The organism is Arthrobacter sp. STN4 (assembly GCF_024539665.1).
Lineage (GTDB): Bacteria > Actinomycetota > Actinomycetes > Actinomycetales > Micrococcaceae > Specibacter.
Window position 1 is genome coordinate 44,208 of the sequence record NZ_JAKZGX010000015.1, and the last position, 19,265, is coordinate 63,472.

The 19,265-nt window shown below is 68.0% G+C and carries 17 protein-coding genes and 1 pseudogene; 9 read left to right on the forward strand and 9 right to left on the reverse strand.

Going from position 1 to position 19,265, the window contains the following annotated elements; translation table 11 throughout:
* Genes MMF96_RS12115 through MMF96_RS12125 form a run of 3 tightly spaced genes read left to right on the forward strand, consistent with a single transcriptional unit; the run spans nt 1 to nt 1,301 of the window.
* Complete coding sequence (locus MMF96_RS12115) at nt 1-408, forward strand: arsenate reductase ArsC (RefSeq protein ID WP_176616720.1); 408 nt, start codon at nt 1-3, stop codon at nt 406-408.
* A gap of 27 nt (nt 409-435) precedes the next feature.
* Nucleotides 436-765, forward strand: a complete 330-nt coding sequence (locus MMF96_RS12120; RefSeq protein ID WP_176616719.1) for a hypothetical protein — start codon at nt 436-438, stop codon at nt 763-765.
* 8 nt (nt 766-773) lie between these two features.
* Nucleotides 774-1,301 (forward strand): DinB family protein, encoded by a 528-nt coding sequence (locus tag MMF96_RS12125; RefSeq protein WP_176616718.1) that lies wholly within the window; start codon nt 774-776, stop codon nt 1,299-1,301.
* Here MMF96_RS12125 and MMF96_RS12130 read toward each other — a convergent pair.
* Both MMF96_RS12130 and MMF96_RS12135 read right to left on the reverse strand, forming a co-directional pair.
* Nucleotides 1,298-1,882 (reverse strand): TMEM175 family protein, encoded by a 585-nt coding sequence (locus MMF96_RS12130; RefSeq protein WP_256883679.1) that lies wholly within the window; start codon nt 1,880-1,882, stop codon nt 1,298-1,300. The two genes, MMF96_RS12125 and MMF96_RS12130, sit on opposite strands and share 4 nt — an antisense overlap.
* 26 nt (nt 1,883-1,908) lie before the next feature.
* Nucleotides 1,909-2,733, reverse strand: a complete 825-nt coding sequence (locus MMF96_RS12135) for a class I SAM-dependent methyltransferase (protein WP_256883680.1) — start codon at nt 2,731-2,733, stop codon at nt 1,909-1,911.
* A gap of 240 nt (nt 2,734-2,973) precedes the next feature.
* On the opposite strand from MMF96_RS12135, the gene dnaK reads away from it, so the two are divergent.
* The 4 genes from dnaK to MMF96_RS12155 all read left to right on the forward strand — a co-directional run bounded on the left by dnaK (nt 2,974) and on the right by MMF96_RS12155 (nt 6,995).
* Nucleotides 2,974-4,842, forward strand: a complete 1,869-nt coding sequence (gene dnaK, locus MMF96_RS12140; RefSeq protein WP_176616715.1) for a molecular chaperone DnaK — start codon at nt 2,974-2,976, stop codon at nt 4,840-4,842.
* Between the two features lie 2 nt (nt 4,843-4,844).
* On the forward strand, nt 4,845-5,435 hold the full coding sequence (locus tag MMF96_RS12145) for a nucleotide exchange factor GrpE (RefSeq protein WP_176616714.1): 591 nt from the start codon (nt 4,845-4,847) through the stop codon (nt 5,433-5,435).
* Between the two features lie 69 nt (nt 5,436-5,504).
* On the forward strand, nt 5,505-6,485 hold the full coding sequence (locus MMF96_RS12150) for a DnaJ C-terminal domain-containing protein (protein WP_176616713.1): 981 nt from the start codon (nt 5,505-5,507) through the stop codon (nt 6,483-6,485).
* Between the two features lie 69 nt (nt 6,486-6,554).
* Complete coding sequence (locus MMF96_RS12155; RefSeq protein WP_176616712.1) at nt 6,555-6,995, forward strand: heat shock protein transcriptional repressor HspR; 441 nt, start codon at nt 6,555-6,557, stop codon at nt 6,993-6,995.
* Between the two features lie 62 nt (nt 6,996-7,057).
* On the opposite strand, the gene MMF96_RS12160 is transcribed toward MMF96_RS12155, so the two are convergent.
* The 7 genes and pseudogenes from MMF96_RS12160 to MMF96_RS12185 all read right to left on the reverse strand — a co-directional run bounded on the left by MMF96_RS12160 (nt 7,058) and on the right by MMF96_RS12185 (nt 16,011).
* Nucleotides 7,058-7,561 carry a hypothetical protein gene (locus MMF96_RS12160; protein WP_256883681.1) on the reverse strand — a complete coding sequence of 168 codons (504 nt, stop codon included), beginning with the start codon at nt 7,559-7,561 and terminating at the stop codon, nt 7,058-7,060.
* Nucleotides 7,562-7,898: 337 nt separating this feature from the next.
* Nucleotides 7,899-8,048: pseudogene (locus MMF96_RS19890) on the reverse strand (type IV toxin-antitoxin system AbiEi family antitoxin domain-containing protein); the annotation flags it as partial.
* A gap of 161 nt (nt 8,049-8,209) precedes the next feature.
* On the reverse strand, nt 8,210-11,647 hold the full coding sequence (locus MMF96_RS12165) for a DEAD/DEAH box helicase (protein ID WP_256883682.1): 3,438 nt from the start codon (nt 11,645-11,647) through the stop codon (nt 8,210-8,212).
* Nucleotides 11,648-11,771: 124 nt separating this feature from the next.
* A complete protein-coding gene (locus MMF96_RS12170) occupies nt 11,772-12,371 on the reverse strand; it encodes a hypothetical protein (protein ID WP_256883683.1) in 600 nt (199 codons plus the stop codon).
* A 5-nt stretch (nt 12,372-12,376) separates the two neighbouring features.
* A complete protein-coding gene (trmB, locus tag MMF96_RS12175; protein ID WP_256883684.1) occupies nt 12,377-13,279 on the reverse strand; it encodes a tRNA (guanosine(46)-N7)-methyltransferase TrmB in 903 nt (300 codons plus the stop codon).
* A gap of 134 nt (nt 13,280-13,413) precedes the next feature.
* Nucleotides 13,414-14,751 carry an MFS transporter gene (locus MMF96_RS12180; RefSeq protein WP_176616708.1) on the reverse strand — a complete coding sequence of 446 codons (1,338 nt, stop codon included), beginning with the start codon at nt 14,749-14,751 and terminating at the stop codon, nt 13,414-13,416.
* Nucleotides 14,752-14,769: 18 nt separating this feature from the next.
* Nucleotides 14,770-16,011 carry a M20 family metallopeptidase gene (locus MMF96_RS12185; protein WP_176616707.1) on the reverse strand — a complete coding sequence of 414 codons (1,242 nt, stop codon included), beginning with the start codon at nt 16,009-16,011 and terminating at the stop codon, nt 14,770-14,772.
* A 94-nt stretch (nt 16,012-16,105) separates the two neighbouring features.
* Here MMF96_RS12185 and MMF96_RS12190 point away from each other — a divergent pair, with 94 nt between their 5' ends.
* Both MMF96_RS12190 and MMF96_RS12195 read left to right on the forward strand, forming a co-directional pair.
* Nucleotides 16,106-17,098: an Lrp/AsnC family transcriptional regulator gene (locus tag MMF96_RS12190; protein ID WP_256883685.1), complete on the forward strand. Its 993-nt coding sequence runs from the start codon at nt 16,106-16,108 to the stop codon at nt 17,096-17,098.
* Nucleotides 17,099-17,320: 222 nt separating this feature from the next.
* A complete protein-coding gene (locus MMF96_RS12195) occupies nt 17,321-19,009 on the forward strand; it encodes a DEAD/DEAH box helicase (protein ID WP_256883686.1) in 1,689 nt (562 codons plus the stop codon).
* The last annotated feature ends 256 nt before the right edge of the window (nt 19,010-19,265 follow it).

Consider the following 19,265-nt stretch of genomic DNA (forward strand, 5'->3'; position numbering starts at 1 on the left):
ATGGACACCGCCAAGAAACCCTCCGTCCTGTTCGTCTGCGTGCACAACGCCGGGCGTTCCCAGATGGCCGCCGCCTACCTCACCGCCCTCTCCGGCGGCGCCATTGAGGTCCGCTCGGCCGGTTCGGAACCCGCTGGTTCGGTCAACCCGGCCGCCGTGGCTGCCATGGCCGAGGACGGCATCGACCTGTCCGCCGGGACCCCCAAGGTGCTGACCGCCGATGCCGTGAAGGCGTCCGACGTCGTCATCACCATGGGCTGCGGCGACACCTGCCCCGTGTTCCCCGGCAAACGCTACGAGGACTGGGACCTGCCGGACCCAGCCGGGCAGGGCGTGGACGCCGTCCGGCCCATCCGCGACGACATCAAGTCCCGCATCCAGGCCCTGGTTGCCGAATTGCTGCCTTAAGCGGCGTTTAAGCGGGACAATGAAAACATGGAATTTGAAGTGCGCGCCATCCCCGGTTGCCCGCACGGCGCCTCCGCCCGCGTGCTGTTTGCCGACGCCCTGACGCTGGAAGGCCTGGGCCCGGCAGCGCCGGCCGTACGCGAGATTGACACCGACGAGGACGCCGCCGCCCTCCGCTTCCACGGCTCGCCGACGTTCACCATTGACGGGAAGGACCTTTTCCCGGTGGACACCGAGCCGGCCGTGACGTGCCGCGTTTACGCAACCCCGGACGGCCTGGCGGGGCAGCCCGGGCTGGAAACGCTGCGCGGCGCCATCCGCGCCGCGGTGGCTGGATCCGCCGGCAGCGCAGGCTAAGGCATCCCATGGACGTGCGGGGGGAGCGGACCACTGCGGATTACCGGCGCGCCTGCCGCGAACTGGACGCCTACCTGGCCGGGGCAACCCCCGCCCAATTGAAGGCGCGCAGTGCCGGGACCCGCTGGAGCAATGAGGAACTGCTGTTTCACATGGTCTTCGGGTACCTGGTGGTGCGGACGCTGGTGCCGCTCGTCAAGGCCGTCAGCCGCCTCCCGCGGCCCTGGGGCAGGGCGTTCGCCCGCGCCCTGGACGCCTCCACGGGGCCCTTTGACACGGTCAATTTTTGGGGCTCGCGCGCCGCCGCACTCGTGTTCAACCGCCGGCGGATGGCACGGAAGATGCACGCCACCACGCGCCACCTGGCGGCCGCGCTGGAACGTGAGTCGCCGGCGTCATTGGCCAGGACCATGGACTTCCCCGGCCGCTGGGACCCCTTCTTCCGGCCGTCCATGACCCTGGCGGACGTGTACGCCTACCCGACACTGCACTTCGACTTCCACGCGAAGCAGCTGTCCCTGGGCGCGGACGGCTAGTCCCCGCCGCTTTGCAGCATGCGCTCCATCCCCCGGTCCGGCACCAGCCAAATGGCCGCCACCACGGCGTAGGCGGCCAGCCCGAAGGCGGGCGAAACGAAGGACAGGGCGCACCCCGCAATGTAGATGGCGGGGGAGATGCGCGCCTTGACGTTCCGCCCCAGGGCACCGGCCAGGCGCCCGCCCGGGCCCTGCTGGCGGATGAAGCCCGCCTGCAGGATGGCGTAGGCGACGGCCGCCAGCAGCAGGTTGACGCCGTAAATGAAGACCGGCACCACGGCAAACCCGGACTCATCCATCCAGCGCGTCATGAACGGCACCAGGGACAGCCAAAACAGCAGGTGCAGGTTCGCCCACAGGATGCCGCCGCTCACCCCGTCCGCCAGCTTGATCATGTGGTGGTGGTTGTTCCAGTAGATGCCGATGTAAATGAAGCTCAGCAGGTAGCTCAGCAGCGACGGCAGGATGCTGGCCAGCCCCGCCCAGTCGGCCGTCCCCGGGGTCTTGAACTCCAGCACCATGATGGTGATGATGATCGCCAGAACGCCGTCGCTGAGCGCCTCGAGCCGGTTCTTCTCCATGCGGGCCCCGATGTTTGGTCGGGCTGTCAGGCGCGGGCGATGATCTCGCCGTTGGGCATGAGGAACCAGCCGTCCGGGGCGGCACCCCAGCGGCGCCAGCCGGCGGCGAGCCGTGCCAGCCCGGCGGCGTCGGCCATCCCGTACGCGAGGGCCTGGTCGGCAAACGCGGACTTTTCCACCCGGTCCGCCCACACCCCGGACAGCCAGGCGCGCTGGTCGTCGGTGGCGTAGAGCCAGTTGGCCGACGACGGGGCAATGTCGGCCAGCCCCGCGGCCCGGGCCCAGTGGACCAGGCGCCGCCCGGCGTCGGGCTCGGCATTGTTGTGCCGCGCCACCCGCTGGTATACGTCCATCCACTCGTCCAGTTCCGGCAGCTGCGGGTACCAGGACATGCCGTGGAAATCGGCGTCGCGCACCGCCACGATCCCCCCTGGCTTAGCCACCCGGCGCATCTCACGCAGCGCCTCCACCGGGTCGGTCAGGTGTTGGAGGACCTGGTGGGCGTGCACCACGTCGAAGGTGTCATCGGGGAAGTCGAGGCTGTAGACGTCCCCCGTGTCAAAGGTCAGGTTCGCCAGGCGCCGCTCGGCGGCCAGGGCCGTGGCGGCCGCCACCACCTCGGGGGAGCGGTCCAGGCCCAGCACCTCCCCGGGGGCCACCAGCAGGGCAAAGTCGGCCGTGATGGTGCCCGGCCCGGACCCCACGTCCAGGACGCGGAGGCCATGGGTCAGGTGCGGAATCAGGTAGGCGGCCGAATTTGCCGCCGTCCGGGAGGCATGCGAGCGCAGCACGCTTTCGTGGTGGCCGTGCGTGTAGACGTCGCCGGAACCGCCGGCGTTTTGAGCGTTCATGGTCGGGAGCCTACGCCCGCTGGGCCCCACAGGCCAGAGCTGCCCGGAGCGCGGACCCGGCCGGCGTCGTGCCGGTACGCCCTGAGTGAAAGTTGAGTCAACTACACTCAACTTCATTTGACATGGAAGCGAGGCTGAGTAAAGTTGAGTCCAGAACGCTCAATACCCGCTGGTTGGGCGACCCGGACACCGCCACGGTGGCCGACTTGTTCAGGCAGCGGTCCATGAAAGGAATCACTTATGTCACGTGCCGTAGGTATTGACCTCGGAACCACCAACTCTGTCGTCTCCGTGCTCGAAGGCGGCGAGCCCACCGTCATCGCGAACGCCGAGGGCGGCCGCACCACCCCGTCCGTTGTTGCCTTCGCCAAGAACGGCGACGTCCTGGTCGGCGAGATCGCCAAGCGCCAGGCCGTCAACAACATCGACCGCACCATCGCCTCCGTCAAGCGCCACATGGGCACCGACTGGACCAAGTCGATCGACGACAAGAAGTACACGCCGCAGGAAATCTCGGCCCGCATCCTGATGAAGCTCAAGAACGACGCCGAAGCGTACCTGGGCGAGAAGGTCACCGACGCCGTTGTGACCGTCCCGGCCTACTTCAACGACGCCGAGCGCCAGGCCACGAAGGAAGCCGGCGAAATTGCCGGCCTGAACGTGCTGCGCATTGTCAACGAGCCCACCGCCGCCGCCCTCGCCTACGGCCTGGACAAGGGCAAGGAAGACGAGCTCATCCTGGTCTTCGACCTCGGCGGCGGAACGTTTGACGTCTCCCTGCTCGAAGTTGGCAAGGACGAGGACGAGTTCTCCACCATCCAGGTCCGCGCCACCTACGGTGACAACCGCCTCGGCGGCGACGACTGGGACCAGCGCGTTGTTGACTGGCTGCTGAACCAGCTCAAGGTCAAGGGGATCGACCTCTCCAAGGACAAGATCGCCCTCCAGCGCCTGAAGGAAGCTGCCGAGCAGGCCAAGAAGGAACTCTCCTCCTCGACCAGCACCAACATCTCCCTGCAGTACCTCTCCGTCACCCCCGACGGCCCGGTGCACCTGGACGAGCAGCTGACCCGCGCCAAGTTCCAGGACCTGACCAAGGACCTGCTCGAGCGCACCAAGAAGCCGTTCCACGACGTCATCAAGGAAGCCAACATCAAGGTTTCCGACATCGACCACATCGTGCTGGTTGGCGGTTCCACCCGCATGCCCGCCGTGGTTGACCTGGTCAAGGAACTGGCCGGCGGCAAGGAACCGAACAAGGGTGTCAACCCGGACGAGGTCGTGGCCGTTGGTGCCGCACTCCAGGCCGGCGTGCTGAAGGGCGAGCGCAAGGACGTCCTGCTCATCGACGTCACCCCGCTGTCCCTGGGCATTGAAACCAAGGGCGGTGTCATGACCAACCTGATCGAGCGCAACACGGCCATCCCGACCAAGCGTTCGGAGACCTTCACCACGGCCGACGACAACCAGCCGTCCGTGGCCATCCAGGTCTTCCAGGGCGAGCGTCAGTTCACCCGCGACAACAAGCCGCTGGGCACGTTCGAGCTGACCGGCATCGCCCCGGCCCCGCGCGGCGTCCCGCAGGTTGAGGTCACCTTCGACATCGACGCCAACGGCATCGTGCACGTTTCCGCCAAGGACAAGGGCACCGGCACCGAGCAGTCGATGACCATCACCGGCGGCACGGCGCTGTCCAAGGAAGACATCGAGCGCATGGTCCACGAGGCCGAGGAGCACGCTGCCGAGGACAAGGCCCGCCGCGAGGCAGCCGACCTCCGCAACTCCGCCGAGCAGCTGCACTACTCGGTGGACAAGATCCTGGCCGACAACGACGACAAGCTGCCCGAAGAGGTCAAGACCGAGGTCAAGGCCGACGTCGAGGCGCTCAAGACGGCCCTGGCCGGCGAGGACGACGACGCCGTCAAGACCGCGTTTGAGAAGCTGCAGGCTTCCCAGTCCAAGCTCGGCGAGGCCATCTACGCCAACGCTTCCAAGGAGGGTGCCGCGTCCGACGCCGGTGCATCCGAGGGTGCCGCATCGGACGGTTCCGCCGACGAGGACATCGTTGACGCCGAAATCGTTGACGAAGAAGCAGACGAGAAGAAGTAGCCATGTCTGAATCCGTAAACCCCGAAGAGGGCAAGCCGGAGAACGATCCGTCGGTTGAGCGTGCCACTCCGGAGGTCGGGCCTGTCGAGACCCACGGCGACGCGCTCTCCCAGGCCGAGGATATCCTCAACGACGTTGAGGTCCCGGCCGAGGGCTCCGTGGCGCAGGGCACCGACAAGGCGGAGGCCGCGGAGTTGAAGAATGACCTCCTTCGCCTCCAGGCCGAGTACGTCAACTACCGCAAGCGCGTCGAGCGCGACCGGGCGGTGGCCGGCCAGATGGCGGTCATCGGCGTGCTGAACTCGCTGCTTCCGGTGCTTGACGACATCGACGCGGGCCGGGCCCACGGCGACATCGTGGACGGGCCGTTTGCCGCGATCGCGGGCAAGCTGGAAGCCGCGCTCCAGACGTACGGGCTGGAACGGATCGACGCCACCGGCGTCCCGTTTGACCCGACCGTCCATGAGGCGCTCATCCAGCAGCCGGGCAGCGATGTTGAAGTTGACACCGTCAGCCAGGTGCTGCGCAACGGCTACAGGTCCGGCGAACGCGTGCTGCGCGCCGCCCAGGTGGTTGTTTCCGTACCTGAATAACCGCATCCGGCGGTTGAGCTTGCCGAAACCACCACATGAAACACAACTAAGCGTAAAGAAGGAGGCGTCTTGGCAAGTCAAGACTGGGTCGAAAAGGACTTCTACAAGATTCTTGGTGTCGCCAAGGATGCGTCGGACGCTGACATCAAGAAGGCCTACCGCAAGCTGGCACGCAAGTACCACCCGGACACCAATCCCGGTGATGCCAAGGCGGAAAAGACTTTCAAGGACGTCTCCGAAGCGTATTCCGTGCTCTCCGACAAGGAAGACCGCGAACAATATGACGCCATCCGGGCCATGGGCGGCGGCGCCCGGTTCAGTGCCGGCGGAGCCGGCGGCCAGGGCGGCCCCGCCGGATTTGAGGACGTGTTCGGCGACCTGTTCGGCGGCGCCCGTGGCGGCGCGCGCCGCGGATCGCCTGGATTCGGCGGCGCTTCCGGCCTTCCGCCCGAGTTCGCCGACCTCTTCGGCAACGGCGGGTTTGGCGGCTTCCAGCCCACACCCACCAAGGGTGCGGACCGGACGGCGTCGACCAGCATTTCCTTTGGGGGCTCCATCCACGGCACCAAGATCGGCCTGCGCGAGCCCAACGGCGACGTCATCGACGTGCGCATCCCGGCCGGCATCAAGGACGGCCAGAAGGTCCGGGTCAAGGGCAAGGGCCAGTCAGGCGCGGCCGGACCGGGCGACCTCATGGTCACCGTCCACGTCAAGCCGCACGAATTTTTCCACCGCGACGGCAACAACATCCGCGTCCACGTGCCCGTGACCTTCCCGGAAGCCGCGCTGGGGGCGAACATCAGCGTCCCGACCCTGAGTGGCGAGTCCGTGCGCGTGCGTGTCCCGGCCGGAACCCCGTCCGGACGCACCCTGCGCGTGAAGGGTGCCGGCGTCAAGACGTCCAAGGCCACCGGCGACCTGCTGGTCACCATCGATGTCTCCGTCCCGCAAAAGCTGAGCAAGGAGGCCCAGGAGGCCGTGCAGGCCTTCGCCGACGCCACCGCCGACGGCGATCCCCGCGCAACCTTGAAGGACAAGGCCAAACTCTGACCCCGGCCATCCAGACAGACTGGATCCGGGATTCCGACAAAGCCGGCCACCGCATGAAAGGAGATCACCATGAATCTTGACCCCTACGCTCCCATCTTTGTGATCTCCGTGGCGGCCGAACTCGCGGACATGCACCCACAGACCCTGCGCCAGTATGACCGCCTGGGCATCGTGAAGCCCAGCAGGGCCCCGGGCCGGTCGCGGCGGTACTCCCCGCACGACGTCGACATGCTCCGCGAGGTGCAGCGGCTGTCCCAGGAAGGCGTGTCCCTGGAGGGAATCCGGCGGATCATGCAGTTGGAACAGCAGGTGGAGGCACTGCGGGCCCAGGTCCAGGAGCTGGGCACGCAGCTTGCAGCCGCTGCCGCGGAAGTGGACTCGCGCCCGGCACGTCCCACGGGCCGCGTCTTTGCCGCGGGCCTCTCCGGCGGGGACATTGTGGCCCTGGCGCGCGGCCAGCGTCCCCGCGCCCGTAGCCAGGCCGTCGTCGTCTGGCGCCCCCAGCGCTGACGGCGTGCCAGGCTGCCGGTGACGTGTGAAATTTGCTACGCCGCCGCCGGCTTGGCACGTCGTCACTGCCTGGGGTTCGGCGGGAGTGCCGCCGTGCGCCTGCGCGCAGCCTGCATGGCCGCCACGATCCGCCGCTGCAACAGTGCCGGATTGCCCAGGTCCTTCCACTCAATTCGAATGAAGCTCCGGCCGTCCTCCATGAGCTCGCGTTCCCGCCGGCGTTCCTCGTAGATCGCCTCGTCGGTGCGCTTGTACGCGAAGTACTTGGACTTTCCATCGAATTCCAGGGCCAGCTTGATGTCCCGCCAGGCACCGTCCACCCGGTAGTTGTTGCCCGCAGCGTGCAGGGGTACCTGGTATTCCGGCTGCGGGATGTCCATGTCGCCGACCATGAGCCGCAGCCGGGTCTCGCCGGCGGATTCTGAACTTTTGTTGAGGGAATCGATGACGCGGCGGGCGGCGCACACCCCGCGCCTGCCCGGGATGGCCTCGAGGAGTTCGCCCAGCGCCGGCAGGCTGGCACCCCGGTGCAGGCCGGCGTCGGCCGATGATGACGGCCGTGACAAACGGCTCCGTTCGCGCACAGTCAAGGATGGTTTGCTCCAGGGTGGTGGTCCTGACCGGGCCAAGCCAGCGGTGGCTGATCCGCGTTTGCGCTGAGGCAGGCAGGCTGCGGCGGTGCACCTTGACCCCCGGCACGGCACTTTTTGCGGACACCGACGACGGCGTGGTGACGTGTACGGCCGGCCCCGCATTCCAGATGTACAGTCCAAGAAGCCGCGCAGCGCTCACATGGCTGTAGAGGGCACGGCCGCGGGTGGCCCGCAAGTGTGCCGTGATTCGAAGCATGTCCTTTTCCGACGGATGTTTGCCTTGCCACACGGCCATCCTGACGTACGCGCCGTGCCGGACCCGTACCAGGAGCCCGTGCCGCACGGCCGAGGTCAGCAGCCGTGGGCCGAGGCCTGCCCGTCCCAGATCTGCCGTGGTGCCGATTTCAGTTCCGGCGGGCCAGTCCCGGGCAATCTTTGCGGCCAATTCCGATGTTTCCATGCCCCAAGCCTTGCCGCGCGCGGGGCCGACTTCAACGGCCGCCGCCCGGATTGTGGATAAGGCCCGGGGGCCGTAAAACCGGCGGCGTGCCAAGCTGTCCGGGGCGTGTGAAATTTACCACGCCCCCGGCAGCCTGGCACGCCGTCGGCGGGGAACCGCTGCTATTCGCTGAACAGCCCCGCCAGGTCCGTGGCCGTGAGGGCCCCGCCGGAGAGGGCATCCCCGCTCATGACGTCGGAGAACAGCTGGGACTTCTTGGCCTTGAGCGCCATGACCTTTTCCTCGATGGTGTCCTTGGCCACGAGCCGGTACACCATCACGTTCTTCTTTTGCCCAATGCGGTGCGTGCGGTCCACGGCCTGCGCCTCGGAGGCCGGGTTCCACCAGGGGTCCAGGATGAACACGTAGTCCGCCTCGGTCAGGTTCAGGCCGAAGCCGCCGGCCTTGAGGCTGATCAGGAACAGCGGCGCCGTGCCGTTCTTGAACTCCTCGACGACGGCGGCCCGGTTCCGGGTGGAGCCGTCAAGGTAGGTGAAGTCGATGCCCTCCGCCACCAGCCTGTCGCGCACCTTGCCCAGGAAGCCCGTGAACTGGCTGAAGATCAGCGCCCGGTGGCCTTCCTTCACCACGTCCTCCAGCTGCTCAAACAGCACGTCGAGCTTGGAGGAACGTACGCCCGCCTGGCCCTCGTCCACGAGGGAGACGTCAAGGCTGAGCTGGCGCAGCAGGGTCAGCGACTGGAAGATGGTGAAACGGTTCTTGTTGACATCCTCCAAGAGGCCCAGGATCTTCGCCCGCTCCCTTTGCAGGTGCGTCTGGTAGACCTTCTGGTGCCGGGCGTTGAGCTCCACCTCCAGGATCTGCTCCTGCTTGGCCGGCAGGTCCTTGATGACCTGTTCCTTGGTGCGCCGGAGCATCAGCGGCTTCACGCGCGTGCGCAGCCTGGCCAGCAGCTTGGCGTTCCCGTTGCGCTCAATGGGGCGCTGATAGAACTCGGCGAAGCGTTTGGGGCTCGGGAACAGGCCGGGGGCCACGATGGACAGCAGCGTCCACAGCTCCATCAGGTTGTTTTCCAGCGGCGTGCCGGTCACGGCCAGCTTGAACGGCGCCTTGAGCTTGCGGGCGCACTGGTAGGCCTTCGACTGGTGGTTCTTGACGAACTGGGCCTCGTCCAGGATCAGCCCGGCAAAGTCCTGCCTGCCGTATTCGGCAAAGTCGATCCGGAACAGCGCGTAGGAGGTGATGACAATGTCAGCACCCGCGAAGAACGCGGCGGAGTCGAGCCCGCTCTTGGCAAACGTCTCCGAGACCGTCGCCACCTTCAGCCCCGGCGCAAACTTCTCGCTTTCACTGGCCCAGTTGCCCACCACGGACGTCGGCGCCACCACCAGGAACGGCAGCCCGTTCGAACCGGAGGCCCTGACCTGTGTGACCAGCGCCAGGGTTTGCACGGTCTTGCCCAGGCCCATGTCGTCGGCCAGCACTCCGCCCAGCCCATGCGTGTACAGGAAGTTCAGCCAGTTGAAGCCCTCGCCCTGGTACGGCCGCAGGGTGGCGTTCAGCGCGGGGGGAGTGGGCAGCGGTTCCGCCGGGCCGCCGTCGAGCAGCCCGGACACCGACTTCCGCCACGCCTCCGCCTGCTCGTCCACAATCCCCAGCTGGGCCAGCTCATCCCACAGCCCTGCCTGGAAGCGGCTGATCCGCAGTTCGCCGTCCTTGAGGTCGTTCAGCCCGCGGGCTTCGTCGATGAGGGCGCGCAGCTCGTGCAATTCCGGGCGGTCCAACGAGAAGTAGGCGCCGCTGGGCAGCAGCATCCGGCTTTGCCCCGCGGCCAGGGCGGAGAATACGGCGGCGAAGGAGACGAATTGTCCCTCCACCGTGATCACGATGCCCAGGTCGAACCAGTCGCGCTCATCCGTGGCATGCGTGGAGATCTTCACGATCGGCGCCTCGGTGACCTCGCGGTAGCTGGCAATGTCGCCGCTGGTTTCCACCGTGACTCCGGGCAGTTCGCGCAGCCGCGGCAGCACGGTCTCGGTGAACGCCATGGTGTCCAGGCCCGTCAGCGTGGCCGAGCCGGCCAGCTTCGGCTCGCCCCAGGCACTGTTCGCGGCCACCCCCATCGCGGGGACCTCCAGCCACGGCTGGCCCACACTCTTGACGATGCGTTCCTCGGCGCCGGCGTCACGCACGGCCGATTCCCCCGGTTCGGGCCACAGCGGGCGCGAATTCACCCGGTTGCCCACCCGGTAGTGCCATTCCCAGTGCAGCCGCAGTGTGTGGTCGTCGCCATAGGCGGCCAGCAGCGACAGCTCCGGCTCCACATATTCGGGCAGCTCCACCGACTGGTCCGCGGAGACCACCGCCGCCGACTGCTTCAACTGGGGGTAAAACTGCGTGAGGAACTTTTCCTCGCCGTCCTCCGGCACATGCACGGCCTGCCTGCGCAGGGCGAACTCGAGCATCTGCGCGGGCGTCCCCGCCGCCAGCGGCGCCAGCGTGATGGTGCCACGTACGACGGCGTTTCTCCCCGAGGTGCCGCTGGCCACGTTGGGCAGGGTGTCCGTCTGCTCGCTGAAAAACAGGCCGTGGACAGGGTTTCCGATGGTGCCCACAACGTCCTCGTTGACGGGGGTGCCGCCCACCTCGATCAGCGGGCCCACGTCCAGCCCGCCTGATTCGGCGCGGGAAACGTCCAGCTGGACGGTAGCCTCGTCGGAGGAAATCCGCACGGGGTCCCCGGTGCCGGACTGGACCAGGGCCACGCCGTGCTTGGGGGCCTCGGCCAGCAGCTGCCACAGGTTGCGGCCGGCAAAGTCATTGACGGCCAGCCAGGAGGAGGCGTTGCTGTGGCTGTACTGCCGCGGGCTGTGGGCGGCGAGAAACTCGCTGAGCCACTCCAGCTGGGAGGGATCGTGCTGGCGGCCGTAGCTCAGGTAGCCCAGCGTGTTCCAGCTGACGCCCGTCTTGACCCATTTGCCCCGGCTGCCCATCACCACGGGCCGGACATTGAGGATGGGCGCCGCGGCCACCTTGCCGCCGTGGCCGCGGTAGGAGAAGCGCGGGGGCGGCAGCTGCAGCTCAAACTGCAGCCCCAGTGCGGGGGTGTCGGATGACGGTGCGTGCACGGCCGGCGGCAGCAGCTCCGCCAGCGAGGCTTCCCAGTCGGCTGTTTGCGCACCTGCCGCGCCGGGGGCCTTCCCGGCAGCCCCGGCCTTGCCGCCCTTGGCGTTGGCGAGCAGCGTTTCCAGGTAGGTCGGTTCGTGGACGGTTTCCTCGGGGACAAAAAAGTCCTGGAAATTGGGGTCGGACTCGGCGGCCGCAATCAGCGCCACCACGTGCTTGCAGTTCTGCCGGACGGGGCAGTTGCAGATGCCCACCCGGCAGGCCACCACGCCGTCGTGCTCCCGGACCAGCTTGGCCGTTGAACGGTAGGGCGCCGTGCCCATGACCTTCCCGGACAGCAGGCCCGTCGCCGGTTCCAGCGTGATGTCCTGGACCCGGCCGTCCGCGGCGTAGGCGCGGCCGGCCGCAATGGAATTTTCGGTAAACTCGGCGATCCGCGTCAACAGGCGCGAGCCGGCGGTGGGATACGACACGTATGGAGTCTTCCTGGCGGATTTGCGCGGCCCCAATCGGGGAACCACATCTAACCAATCTTACGTGGCAATGCCCCTCGGTTTCATCCCGCGCCCGGCCCGGGCTCCTGCAGTACCGGCCCGGTCAGGCGTTGGCGCGGTAGGCCCGGAGCGGGATTGCGGCAACTTCCGCCGTGACGTCGGCCGTCGTGCGCAGGCGGACCCTGAGGCGGAAGGCGTCGTCGGGACGGGTTTTGACGGCCTCCAGCAAGCCCCCGGCCGGTTCGTCCAGGCGCAGGAAAATGTCCACAGCCGACTTGCTGGTGGGCGTGACCTGGGCAAATTTCCGCCGCGGCGTGTTGAGCGAAACGTACGTCTTGCGCAGCTGGACGGTGGCTTGGCCGGTGCCGTCCCCGGCCCAGCCCAGGGCCAGGGCAATGACGGCGTCGGCAATGGGCCGCAGCTGCGGCCGGTCCGCGTACTGGCCCTCAAGCAGTTCGGCGGCGTCCTTGAGAAAGAAGTCCGGATAGCCGAACAGTTCCCACATGACGGGGTTTTGCGCGTAGCCGGTGACCCCGTTTTCCGCCAGCCACGCCCGGGCGGCGGCTTCCGAGGCAGGCCCTGCACCGCGGACGGCGGCCAGCCACCACGGCACATCGTGTCCGGTCCGGCGCAGCAGCAGCCCCGCCATCCAGTCCAGCATTTCCTGCCAGCTGCGGATCCCGGGCTGCGGGGCCTGTGCCACGGCGCCTACTTCCGCCGGAAGGTGAGGTCGAAGATGACGCGCCCGGCCTTGTGCGCCTTGTTTTCAAAGCTGGTCAGGATGCGCCCGTCAAAGCGCGGCGCCCACCCGCCCTCGGCGTCCGGCTCGTCGCTTTGTTCACAGTCGACGCCGGTGAGCCGCGCCCGGGTGAGGGGGCTGGCGGGGCCGGTGCGTTCGCCGTCGTGCACGTTCACAAAGTCCGGGGAGCCGGCGCCCACGGCACGCATCTGCCCGGCATAGGCGGACCAGTCGGTGGCCAGGCGCCAGAGCCCGCCGGGGGCCAGCACGCGGGCCACGAGCGGGGCGAAGGAATCCTTCACCATGCGGCGCTTGTTGTGCTTCGTCTTGTGCCACGGGTCCGGGAAAAACACCCACACCTCGCTGACGGAGCCGGCCGGGAGCATGGTGCCCAGGACCTCGGGTGCGTTGGCCTGCACGACGCGGACGTTGCCCAGGTCCGCGGCAACAATCTTTTGGATGGTCTGGGCCAGCCCCGGCGTGTAGACCTCCACAGCCAGGAAGTCCTTGTCCGGGTTTTCCGCCGCGGCGTGCACCACGGCCTCGCCCAGTCCGGAGCCGATCTCCACCACCAGCGGTGCCGTCCGGCCAAATTCCGCCGCTGCGGCAAAGACGTAGTCGGGGTGCACGGAGGTGTCGGCAATGTGGCGGGGGATGTCCACCGCGAGCCGTGCGGAGTGGTCGTCCCAGGCCTTTTGGCGGCGCCCCTGCAAGCGGGTTCCACGGCGCACAAAGGACACCGGCTGGGTGCGGTAGGTGCCTTCCGCCGCCTGGCTGCCCGGCGTGATGGGGCGGGCGCTGCCGTCCTGGCTGCGTGGCGCCTTCGGCGGGTTTTCCGGGCAACGGTGTGCGGAGGCTGGGGTTTCACTCATCGCAGTCAAGCCTACCGGGGCAGCCGGACTTTGATCCCGCGCGAGGTTCGATCCCGCGCGAAAGGGGCCGCCGGCAATGCGCCACTTCACGAGTGGTGCATTGCCGGCGGCCCGGGCAGCTCGGCTTCAGTGCCTCATGCGGCCGCTGCCACCGCGGGGTCCTCGGACAGGTCCTTGCCGCGGGTCTCCGGGATGGTGAAGATGAACACAGAGCTGATCAGCAGCAGGACCACGGCGTAGACGCTGAACATGACGCCCAGGTGCATGGTCCCCAGCCACGACTGCAGGTACGGTGCCGTGCCGCCAAAGACCGCCACGCAGATGGAGTAGGGGACGCCCACGCCAACGGTGCGGATGCTGGTGGGGAACAGTTCGGCGTAGACCGCCGGCACAATCGCGGCGCTGCCGGCGATGAAGATGAGCATGACGGACATGCTCACGGCCAGCTCCCACGGCTGGTCCTTGAGCAGCCAGGTCATCGGGAAGTGCATGACTGCGGCGCCAAGGGCGCTGATCCACAGCACCTTCTTGCGTCCGATCCGGTCCGACAGCATGCCCCAGAACGGCAGGGCGGCGATGAAGACGAGGTTTCCGATGACACTTGCCCACAACGCGGCACCGCGGTCCATGCCCAGGTCCGTGGCCGCGTGGCTGGGGGCCACGACTCCCCAGATGTAGTAGACAACGGTCAAGCCGACGGTCAGGCCGATGACCTGCAGGGCCTGCTTGCGGTAACGGACAATTTGGGGCCAGATCGGGGCACGCTTGGCCTTGGTGTCCTCATCGGTGAAGACCTCGGACTCATGGAGGCGTGAGCGCATGTACAGGGCGTACAGGCCCAGGGCCGCACCCACGGCAAACGGCACGCGCCAGCCCCACGCCTGCATGTCCACCTTGGGCAGGACCAGCGTCATGGTGGCGCCGAGCAGCGTGCCGAACAGGATGCCGGCGGTGCCGGAGGTGTAGATCAGGGTGGCCCACAGGCCGCGCTTCTCCTTCGGCGCCATCTCGGACAGGTACGTTTGCGACGACGGCAGCTCGCCGCCGTGCGCCAGCCCCTGCAGGAGGCGGGCCACCAGCAGGGTGGCCGAGGCCAGCGCGCCAACCTGGGCGTAGCCGGGGGCGACGGCGATCAACAGGCTGCCGGCCGACGCCAGGCCGACGGCCAGGGTCATGGAGGACTTGCGCCCGATCCGGTCGCCGATCCAGCCGAACACAAAGCCGCCGAAGGGCCGGGCGATGAAGCCCACGGCGAAGATGGCGAGGGTCGCCAGCACGGCCGACGTCTTGTCCGCCTTGCTGAACAGGGCCCCGGCCAGGAAGGGGGTGAAGGTGGCGTAGACGGCCCAGTCGTACCATTCGACGGCGTTGCCGATGCCGGTGCCGACGAGCGTCTTGGCCAGTCCGCGGCGCTTCGTTGGCGTGCCGGACACGGTGCCCGTCCCGGTGGTGGGGTGGATTGTTGATTTCATGGGGATGCCTTCGAAAAGTTAGAGTGCGGCGAGTGCCGGGGAAGCGGTGGAGAGGGAAGCCAGGCGGCTGGTGGCCAGCTCGGCGTAGAGGGCGGCACCGTCGGTGAGGACGGCGTCGTCGAACGTGGCGTGGGGGGAGTGGTTGAAGGCCGTGGCGGTGTGGTCCGCGCCCGGTGCAACGGCGCTGAGGCCGATGAACGTGCCGGGCACGGCGGCCATGACGTGGGAGAAGTCCTCGGAACCGCTGATGGGGGTGGCCAGGCGGGTCAGGCGTTCGGAGTCGAACATGCCGGAGATGATGCGCTCCGCGTGCCCGGTTTCGGTGGTGTCAGTGATGCTGACGGGGTATTCCGTCTGGTAGTCAACATCCACGTCCAGTCCGTGGGCGGCGGCAATGTTTTTCACCAGCCGCGGCACGGCCAGGCGCATCCGCTCGCGGGATGCTTCCGAGAAGGTGCGGATGGTGGCTTCAAAGTGGGCGGATTCCGGGATGACATTGCGCTTGGTGCCGGCCTGCAGCAGGCCCACACTGAGCACCACGGGGTCGAACATGTCGAACTGGCGGGTGACCATGACCTGCAGGGCGGTGACGATTTCGGTGACGGCGGGCACCGGGTCCTTGGCCATGTGCGGGGCGGAACCGTGGCCGCCGGCGCCCAGCACCGTGACCACCAGGCCGTCGGAGGCGCTCATCATGACGCCGGGCTTGGTGACGAACTGCCCGTGTGGGGCGAGTCCGGAGAAGACGTGCATGCCGAACGCGGCATCGGCCCGGCGGCCGGCGGCGTCCAGGACGCCCTCACGGATCATGACTGACGCGCCGTCGAGGCCTTCCTCGCCGGGCTGGAACATCAGGACCACATCGCCGGCCAGCTGTTCGCGACGGTCCGCCAGCAGGGTGGCGGCGCCGGTGAGCATGGCGGTGTGGAGGTCGTGGCCGCAGGCGTGCATGGCGCCGTCAATGCGGGAGGTGTAGCTGACGCCGCTGCGTTCCTGGACGGGCAGGGCGTCCATGTCCGCCCGGAGCAGCACCACCGGCTTGCCGCCGTCCACCGATGCGTGGCCGGGGGCACCGCCGCGCAGCACGGCGGTGACGGAGGTGGTGTCCGTGCCCAGGGAAATTTCGTACCCCAGCCCGTCCAGGGCCGTCAGGACACGCTCCTGCGTGCGGGGCAGGTCCAGGCCGATTTCGGGATGCCGGTGCATCTCGTGGCGGAAGCGCACAAGATCCTCGGTGAGGTCTGCGGCGGATAATGACATGGGAACTCCTGAAGGGATGGGCTGTGGTTAAAAGTTTGGGGTGAGTTGAATCACAGCTGCCCAAATCCATGAAATTATGCAAAAATTTCATCAAATGGCAAAGTTTCATGCACCGTTGAGCGAAGAGGACCTGTCGCTCATCCATGCCCTGCAGATTGATCCGCGGGCCGGGTGGGTTGACGTGGGCGCCGCGCTGGGAGTGCACCCGACCAGCGCGGCGGCCCGCTGGGACCGCCTGGCCGCGTCGGGTGCCGCCTGGGTTACGGCACACGCGCTGGGTGACCCCCAGGAAGTGTCGTTGTCCTTCATTGGCGTGGATGCCGTCACGGAGGGCCAGTCAGGGGTGGTGGACGCGCTGTGTGCCATTGCCGAGGTCATCACGGTGGAACAGACCGCCAGCAGCCGCGCCCTGATGCTGACGGTGATTACGGACTCAATGGCCCAGCTCAGCACGGAAGTCATACCCCGCATCCGGGCGATCGACGGCGTGCTTGGCTATGACGTGTCGCTGTGCACGCGCCAGCATTTCAACGGCAGCTCCTGGCGGCTGAATGCACTCTCACGCGCCCAGCAGCAGCAATTGCGCCCGCCTCCCCGGCCGGAACGCCAGCCCGGCCGCCTTCCCCCGAGCCACCTGGACCTGCTGCCGCTCCTGGCACGTGACGGCCGCGCCACCGCCGCCTCAATGGCACGGGGGCTGGGACGGACGCCGGCCACGGTGCAGCGGCAGCTGAATCGGGTCCTGGGCTCGGGCACCTTGTCCCTGCGCTGCGACATGGCACAGTCGCTCTCTGGCTATCCGGTGACGTGCCAGTGGTTTGCCAAGGTGCCCGCCGGGCGGCACGAGGCGGCCGCCGCCGCCCTGCGGCAGCTGCCCTTTGTCAGGTTCCTGGCCTCCACCACGGGACGAAGCAACTTCACCATCATCATGTGGCTGCGGTCGGTGGCGGACATCATGGACGTGGAGCTGACCCTGCAGCAGAACATTCCGGACATTGAACTGCAGGAAACCGTGGTGATGCTGGCCTGCCTCAAGCGGGTCGGCAGGAGGCTGCGGCTGGACGGCACGGCGCTGCCGCCAAGGTGAGATGCCCCACCAAGGTGACGGCCCGGCGTCGTCCGCCTGATAGAATGTGAATACTTAATGCGTTTACGGCGCATTCTGCGTCGATGAACGCATTCAACTTGTCCCGCATCGGATGTGCTGCGAAGCGCCCGCGGTTGACACGCTCTGGCATTGAATCGGCGAACCCGTGGTCAAAACCGGCCGTGGGCCGTTGAACCGCCTTAAGAAGGATTCCCTCTTTACATGACAACTTTTGCTGCCCTTGGCGCGCCCAAGGAAATCGTTGCTTCGCTTGCCTCCAACGGCATTGAGGAAGCATTCCCCATCCAGGTCAAGACCCTCCCGGACACGCTCGCCGGGCGCGACGTCCTGGGCCGCGGCCGCACCGGCTCCGGCAAGACCATCGCCTTCGCGATCCCGCTCGTCGCCCGCCTGGCCGGGCGCGAGGCGCCGTACTTCCGCAAGCCCGGACGCCCCATGGGCCTGGTGCTGGCCCCCACCCGCGAGCTGGCCACCCAGCTGAACAACACCATCGAGCCGCTGGCCAAGGCCATGGGGCTGAACTCCACCGTCATCTACGGCGGCGTCTCGCAGGCCCGCCAGGAAAAGGCGCTGCGCGCCGGCGTTGACATTGTGATCGCCTGCCCCGGCCGCCTCGAAGACCTGATGAAGCAGCGCATCGTGTCGCTGGAAAGCGTGGAGGTCACCGTCCTGGACGAGGCCGACCACATGGCCGACCTCGGCTTCCTGCCCGTGGTCAAACGCCTGCTGGACACCACGCCCACGCAGGGCCAGCGCATGCTGTTCTCCGCCACACTGGACAACGGCGTGGACAAAATTGTCCAGCGCTACCTCTCCAACCAGCTCACCCACTCGGTGGACGAGCCCAAGGCAGCCGTCTCCACCATGGAGCACCACGTGCTGGTCCTCAACGATGCCACCGTGAAGAAGCAGGTCATCGTGGAGCTGGCCTCCGGCGCGGGCCGCCGGATCCTGTTCATGCGCACCAAGCACCACGCCCGCAAGCTGGCCAAGACCCTGACCGACGCCGGGATCCCCGCCGTGGACCTGCATGGGAACCTCTCGCAGAACGCCCGTGACCGGAACCTGGCCGAGTTCGCCTCCGGCGACGTCCGCGTCCTGGTCGCCACCGACGTTGCCGCCCGCGGCGTGCACGTGGACGACATCGAGCTCGTTATCCACGTCGACCCGCCGACCGAGCACAAGGCCTACCTGCACCGCTCCGGCCGCACCGCCCGTGCCGGGCACGACGGCGTGGTGGTCACCTTGACGCTCCCCGAGCAGCAGAACGACGTGAAGAAGCTGATGCGCGCTGCCGGCGTGAACGTCACCTTTGAGCGGGTTACGGCCTCCTCGCCGTCCGTCGCTGCCTTGGTGGGCGAGGTTGCCGAGAAGGTCGACCCCCGCACCCGCGCAGCCCTCCTGGCAGCCAAGCAGCCCGCCCAGGGCGGCGGCTCGTCGACCGGCGCCAACGCCGAGCGCAAGCGTGCCCGCCGCGGCGCAGCCCCCACCGCCGGCGGACGTGGCGGCCGTGGCGGCCGCGGGCGTGTATCCGCCGACGCTCCGGCAGCCGGAAACCGTTCCGAGCGCCGCGAAGGCCAGCCGCAGGCTGCCCGCTTCGGCGGCGCCGCCCGCCCGGCACGTTCGGGTGAAGGCCGCCCGGCACGCGACGGCGACGTGGCCCGCGGAAAGCGCGCACCCCAGGGTTCCTCGCACCGCAACGACGCCCCGCGCAGCGCTTCGCGCGGCACCGGCTCCTCCGCCGTCTGGTCCTCCACCACCGGCGGGACGTCCGGCGGCAGCTACAACGCCAACGGCGGCGGAACCGGCGGATCCCGCTCCGGCGGTGCACGCTCCGGCGGTTCGCGCCGCGCCTCGGCACCGGCGTCAAACCAGCGCCGCGGGCGCTAATCCCCACGCCCTCCCGGAGCTCGTGCCTCGCTCCGGGTCCCTCGGGCGCGTGGGCCCAGCCGCCGCCGCGGGCGCTAGTGCCCACGCTTCGTGCAAATGACGACGCCGGCACCCAACTTGGGTGCCGGCGTCGTCCGTTAACGACCGGCCCGGCCAGGGAGGCGATATCCGCCGGGGGGCTTGAACCCGGGCCCCGGAGGATTTAGCGTGGGAACCACAGCCGGCCTGCCGCGAGGGGTGCCGGCGCACCGATGGA

What these genes read in the sequence shown, in the direction of transcription:
- MMF96_RS12115 (WP_176616720.1), top strand. Translation starts at nt 1, where the DNA reads ATGGACACCGCCAAGAAACCCTCCGTCCTGTTCGTCTGCGTGCACAAC.
- MMF96_RS12120 (WP_176616719.1), top strand. Translation starts at nt 436, where the DNA reads ATGGAATTTGAAGTGCGCGCCATCCCCGGTTGCCCGCACGGCGCCTCC.
- MMF96_RS12125 (WP_176616718.1), top strand. Translation starts at nt 774, where the DNA reads ATGGACGTGCGGGGGGAGCGGACCACTGCGGATTACCGGCGCGCCTGC.
- MMF96_RS12130 (WP_256883679.1), bottom strand. Translation starts at nt 1,882, where the DNA reads ATGGAGAAGAACCGGCTCGAGGCGCTCAGCGACGGCGTTCTGGCGATC.
- MMF96_RS12135 (WP_256883680.1), bottom strand. Translation starts at nt 2,733, where the DNA reads ATGAACGCTCAAAACGCCGGCGGTTCCGGCGACGTCTACACGCACGGC.
- dnaK (WP_176616715.1), top strand. Translation starts at nt 2,974, where the DNA reads ATGTCACGTGCCGTAGGTATTGACCTCGGAACCACCAACTCTGTCGTC.
- MMF96_RS12145 (WP_176616714.1), top strand. Translation starts at nt 4,845, where the DNA reads ATGTCTGAATCCGTAAACCCCGAAGAGGGCAAGCCGGAGAACGATCCG.
- MMF96_RS12155 (WP_176616712.1), top strand. Translation starts at nt 6,555, where the DNA reads ATGAATCTTGACCCCTACGCTCCCATCTTTGTGATCTCCGTGGCGGCC.
- trmB (WP_256883684.1), bottom strand. Translation starts at nt 13,279, where the DNA reads ATGAGTGAAACCCCAGCCTCCGCACACCGTTGCCCGGAAAACCCGCCG.
- MMF96_RS12180 (WP_176616708.1), bottom strand. Translation starts at nt 14,751, where the DNA reads ATGAAATCAACAATCCACCCCACCACCGGGACGGGCACCGTGTCCGGC.
- MMF96_RS12185 (WP_176616707.1), bottom strand. Translation starts at nt 16,011, where the DNA reads ATGTCATTATCCGCCGCAGACCTCACCGAGGATCTTGTGCGCTTCCGC.
- MMF96_RS12190 (WP_256883685.1), top strand. Translation starts at nt 16,106, where the DNA reads ATGGCAAAGTTTCATGCACCGTTGAGCGAAGAGGACCTGTCGCTCATC.
- MMF96_RS12195 (WP_256883686.1), top strand. Translation starts at nt 17,321, where the DNA reads ATGACAACTTTTGCTGCCCTTGGCGCGCCCAAGGAAATCGTTGCTTCG.